Source organism: Myxococcus sp. CA039A, assembly GCF_013336645.1.
Taxonomy (GTDB): Bacteria; Myxococcota; Myxococcia; order Myxococcales; family Myxococcaceae; genus Myxococcus; species Myxococcus llanfairpwllgwyngyllgogerychwyrndrobwllllantysiliogogogochensis.
Map to the genome: position 1 here is coordinate 1 of NZ_JABUMQ010000538.1, position 4129 is coordinate 4129.

Annotated in this window: 6 protein-coding genes; 3 read left to right on the plus strand and 3 right to left on the minus strand. The window is 69.0% G+C overall.

From position 1 onward, the window contains the following. Together HR086_RS48090 and HR086_RS45190 are read left to right on the plus strand one after the other, a co-directional pair. Positions 1-214 (plus strand): hypothetical protein (locus tag HR086_RS48090; RefSeq protein WP_217442211.1); only part of this gene is annotated, 214 nt, incomplete at its 5' end. Between the two features lie 77 nt (positions 215-291). Further along, on the plus strand, positions 292-561 hold the full coding sequence (locus HR086_RS45190; protein ID WP_002635502.1) for an HU family DNA-binding protein: 270 nt from the start codon (positions 292-294) through the stop codon (positions 559-561). A gap of 113 nt (positions 562-674) precedes the next feature. On the opposite strand, the gene HR086_RS45195 is transcribed toward HR086_RS45190, so the two are convergent. Beyond that, entirely contained in the window at positions 675-1571 is an 897-nt protein-coding gene (locus HR086_RS45195; RefSeq protein WP_217440484.1) for a M23 family metallopeptidase, read from the minus strand. Between the two features lie 226 nt (positions 1572-1797). After that, entirely contained in the window at positions 1798-2823 is a 1026-nt protein-coding gene (gene ltaE, locus HR086_RS45200; RefSeq protein WP_174454803.1) for a low-specificity L-threonine aldolase, read from the minus strand. A gap of 48 nt (positions 2824-2871) precedes the next feature. On the opposite strand from ltaE, the gene nth reads away from it, so the two are divergent. Continuing rightward, on the plus strand, positions 2872-3594 hold the full coding sequence (nth, locus tag HR086_RS45205) for an endonuclease III (protein WP_246137809.1): 723 nt from the start codon (positions 2872-2874) through the stop codon (positions 3592-3594). On the opposite strand, the gene def is transcribed toward nth, so the two are convergent. Continuing rightward, a complete protein-coding gene (gene def, locus HR086_RS45210; protein WP_141648714.1) occupies positions 3548-4081 on the minus strand; it encodes a peptide deformylase in 534 nt (177 codons plus the stop codon). The two genes, nth and def, sit on opposite strands and share 47 nt — an antisense overlap. Positions 4082-4129 lie beyond the last annotated feature (48 nt).

The window sequence follows — 4129 nt, forward strand, 5'->3', positions numbered from 1 at the left end:
ACCCAGGCGCGATCAGCAACACACGCCAAGTGATCGAAATCCCAAAGACTTTCTTCAAATCACGATCAACCCAATTGTTTTCGACACCCTGATTCCACACGGTGTGTCGGTGTCTCGGGTGCGGATTTCTCCCTCTGTCTACGCCCGGTGTTTCACCGAGCCAACTTTTCGTCCGGAGGCCGATTTTCCGGCCTCGGAGCGCGGTCAGCATTGACAGGGAAAAGAGCGATTTGTTACCACCGGTTGGCTTACGCGCATTCAAGGCCAGACAACGCAGGACGGAGGGGCGTAATGACCAAGGCAGAGCTCGTCGAGGTGGTGGCGGCGCAGACACGTCTCACCAAGAAGTCGGCGGCGCAGATCCTCGACATCGTCTTCACCAACATCGGCAAGGCGGTGAAGAAGGACGCGCGATTCAGCTACCCCGGCTTCGGAACCTGGTCGGTGCGTTCCCGCAAGGCGCGGAAGATTCGCAACCCGCAGACCAACGAGATGATGAAGCTGAAGGCCTCGAAGACCATTGGCTTCCGTCCGGCCAAGGAGCTGAAGAACTCGCTGTGAGTCGCTGACGCCACCCCGGTTCATGCCGTGGCGTCCCAGGGACTCGCGATGGACCGGGCACTCCCCTCAGGGGCGCTACCTCAAGCCGGTGGCGCCCCTGATGCGTTGCGGGCTCACAAGCCCGCACCACCCCGCGCCATCGGCGGCGCCTCCAGACGCCCTTCACCCTCGTCACCGAGCGCGTCCAGGGGGTCCATCACCTCCCCATCCCGCCACAGCTCGAAGTGCAGGTGCACGCCCGTGGCCAGCCCCGTCTCGCCGGCCAGTCCCACCGCGTGGCCCCGCTCGAGAATCTCCCCTGGCTCCACCAGCACCCGGGACAGGTGGCTGTAGCGCGTCAACCAGCGCCCATCGTGCTGCACCTCCACCTGGAGGCCGTGGTCGCCGTTCCACCCCGCACGCAACACCACGCCCTTCGTCGCCGTGTAGACGACCTGGCCCTGCTTCGCCGCCAGGTCCACGCCGAGGTGGCGCCGCTGCTCGCCCAGGATGGGGTGCCAGCGCTGGCCGAAGACGCTGGTGATGGTCACCGGATCCACGGGCCAGGCCAGTCGGGGCAGTCCGTTGACCTCCTCCGGATGCTCCAGCCGCCGCAGCTCCGCCATGCGCACCGCGAGCCGCCCGACCCTCAGCACCACGGCCTCCGCCAGGGCTCCAGGCATGTCGCCATACGTCCTGCCGTCCTGCTCCAGCTCGGCCTCCAGGACGCCTCGGGCTCGCTCCACGTCGCGGGAGTCCGTGCGCTCCACCGCGCGCGCCAGGAACGCATCCAACATCCCGTTCATCAACTCCCAGCTCTCCACCTGCCCCAACGGCATGGGCCCACCCCGCGCCACCTTCCGACGGTGCCCACGGGCCCGCTCCCTGAAGGACTCCAGGGCCTCCTGGAGTTCCATGGAGGGCTCGGGCGCGGCCAGGCGTACACGTCCACCCGGCGAGGCGGGGACAGGTGACGAGGACGGCTCCGCGGAGGACCGCTCCGGGGTCTCGTAGACCTCATCGAAGCTCATCTTCTGCTCCGACCGAGGGGTGGAGCAGGCACAGACGCTGACGAAGGCGAGGAGGCGGAGTCGACGCACGGCCCGGCGAGCCTACCACGCTCCGCTCGGTGCCTTCCCTCGCCCAGCAGCCACGGCTTCGCCCGGAGCGGAAGCGAGCAAGCAACCCGGGGGGCGGACAGATTCGCGGCCCGGAAAACCTCGCCCCCTCGCTGAGCTCCGCGTGGCGACCGGCGGCCTACGCCAATGCTCGCCGGATGCGCGCGACTGACTCGTCGATGTCCGCCGCGGACAGGTCCAGGTGCGTCACCAACCTCACCGAGCGCGGTCCTCCCGCCGGGTTCGTCAGCACGCCGTGTCCCCCCAGCAGCGTCACCATCTCCAGGGCCGGGCGGTCGAACTCCGCGAACACCATGTTCGTCTCCACCCGCGCCGTGTCCACCTTCACTCCAGGCACCTCGGCCAGCGCCGCCGCGAGTCGGCGCGCATTCGCGTGGTCCTCGGCGAGCCGCTCCACATGGTGGTCCAGCGCGTACAGCGCCGCCGCGGCCAGGATGCCCGCCTGCCGCATGCCTCCGCCCAGCCGCTTGCGCAGCCGACGCGCCTCCTTGATGAGGTCCGCGCGGCCCGCCAGCGCCGAGCCCACCGGCGCCCCCAGCCCCTTCGAGAAACACACCGACGTCGTGTCCGTCAGCCTCGCCCACGTCGACGCGGGCACACCCGCCGCCACCTCCGCGTTGAACAGGCGCGCACCATCCAGGTGCACCGCCAGCCCCGCCTTGCGTGCGACCTCCACCACCGCGCGGAAGCGCTCCACCGGCCACACCGAGCCCCCGCCGCGATTGTGCGTGTTCTCCAACGACAGCAGCCGCGTGCGCGGGTTGTGCATGTTGTCCTCGCGCACCGCCGCCGCCACGTCCTCCGGCGTCAGCAAGCCCCGCTCACCCGGCAGCGGCTGCGGCTGCACGCCCCACAGCGCCGGCACCGCGCCGCCCTCGTAGTGAAGGATGTGACTGCCCGCCTCGGTCAGCACCTCGTCCCCCGCCCGGCAGTGCGCGCCGATGGCCACCTGGTTGGCCTGCGTGCCCGAGGGTACGAAGACGGCCGCCTCGAGCCCGAGCCGCTCCGCCACCCGGGCCTCCAGGCGCAGCACCGTGGGGTCCTCGCCGTAGACGTCGTCCCCCACCTCCGCTTCCGCGATGGCTCGGCGCATACCGGCGGTGGGCTTGGTGACGGTGTCGGAGCGAAAGTCGATGGGCTTCATGGTTCTCCCGCGGGGTGGCGACAGCCAGGACTTGGGGGCACGACAGGGGTGACATACAACGGCCGCGTGCCCGGACGTGAGACAACGGCGGCGAAGCGTGAGCGCGCGGTGAAGGTCATGGAGCGGCTGGAAGCCTCCATGCCCGATGCCCACATCGAGCTGGATTTCCGCTCCCCCCTGGAGCTGCTCGTGGCGGTGATGCTCTCCGCCCAATGCACGGACAAGCGGGTCAACATGGTGACCCCCGCCCTATTCCAGCGCTTCCCCAACGCGCACGCCTACGCGGAGGTCCAACCCGCCGACGTGGAGCCCTTCATCCGCACCTGCGGCCTGTACCGCGCCAAGGCGAAGAACATCGTCGCGGCGGCGAAAATCCTCGTGGGGGAACATGGCGGCCAGGTGCCGCTCCGGCGCGACACGCTCGCGGAGCTGCCCGGCGTGGGCCGCAAGACGGCGGGCGTCGTGTGCATCCACCTGGGCGGCGACGATGCCTTCCCGGTGGACACCCACGTGAAGCGGCTCGCGTACCGGCTCGGCTTCACCACGCACGAGGACCCGGACAAGGTGGAGACGGACATGCGGTCCGTGCTGCCCATCCCCTGGTGGACGAAAGGCCACCAGCTCCTGGTGTGGCACGGGAGGCGGACGTGTTTTGCCCGCTCCCCCGAGTGCGACCGGTGCGTCGTGGCCGAGCTGTGCCCCAAGAAGGGCGTGGCCCGAGCGACTACCGAGAAGCCGAAGGGTTCAGCTCGCTCTCGCGCGAAGCCTTGAGCTTCTTCATCCGCTTGCGGATGAACTCGCGCTTCAGCGTGGAGACGTGGTCCACGAAGACGGTGCCATTCAGGTGGTCCGTCTCGTGCTGCACGGCGATGGCGAGCAGCTCGTCACAGCGCAGCGTCTGCTCCTGACCGTCCACGTCCAGGTACTTCACCGTGACGACGGCGGCGCGGTCCACGTCCTCCGACTCACCGGGGAGGGAGAGGCAACCCTCGTTGTAGGTCGTCTCACCCTCGAGCGCGACGAGCTCCGGGTTGATCATCGCCAGGGGCTTGGACTCGGGCTGACGCGGCGTGGTGTCCAGGACGATGACGCGCTGGAGCACGCCAATCTGCGGCGCCGCGAGTCCCACGCCGTCGGCGGCGTACATCGTCTCGAACATGTCCTTCACCAGCGCACGGGTGGAGTCGTCCACCTTCGTCACGGGCTTGGCCTTCTGCTTCAGGATGGGGTCGGGCCAGATGAGGATCTCACGAACCATGGAGGCCCTCTTAACTCCCCCCGCGCGCACGGGCAACCCCGTGCGGGC

What these genes read in the sequence shown, in the direction of transcription:
- HR086_RS45190 (WP_002635502.1), top strand. Translation starts at nt 292, where the DNA reads ATGACCAAGGCAGAGCTCGTCGAGGTGGTGGCGGCGCAGACACGTCTC.
- HR086_RS45195 (WP_217440484.1), bottom strand. Translation starts at nt 1,571, where the DNA reads ATGAGCTTCGATGAGGTCTACGAGACCCCGGAGCGGTCCTCCGCGGAG.
- ltaE (WP_174454803.1), bottom strand. Translation starts at nt 2,823, where the DNA reads ATGAAGCCCATCGACTTTCGCTCCGACACCGTCACCAAGCCCACCGCC.
- def (WP_141648714.1), bottom strand. Translation starts at nt 4,081, where the DNA reads ATGGTTCGTGAGATCCTCATCTGGCCCGACCCCATCCTGAAGCAGAAG.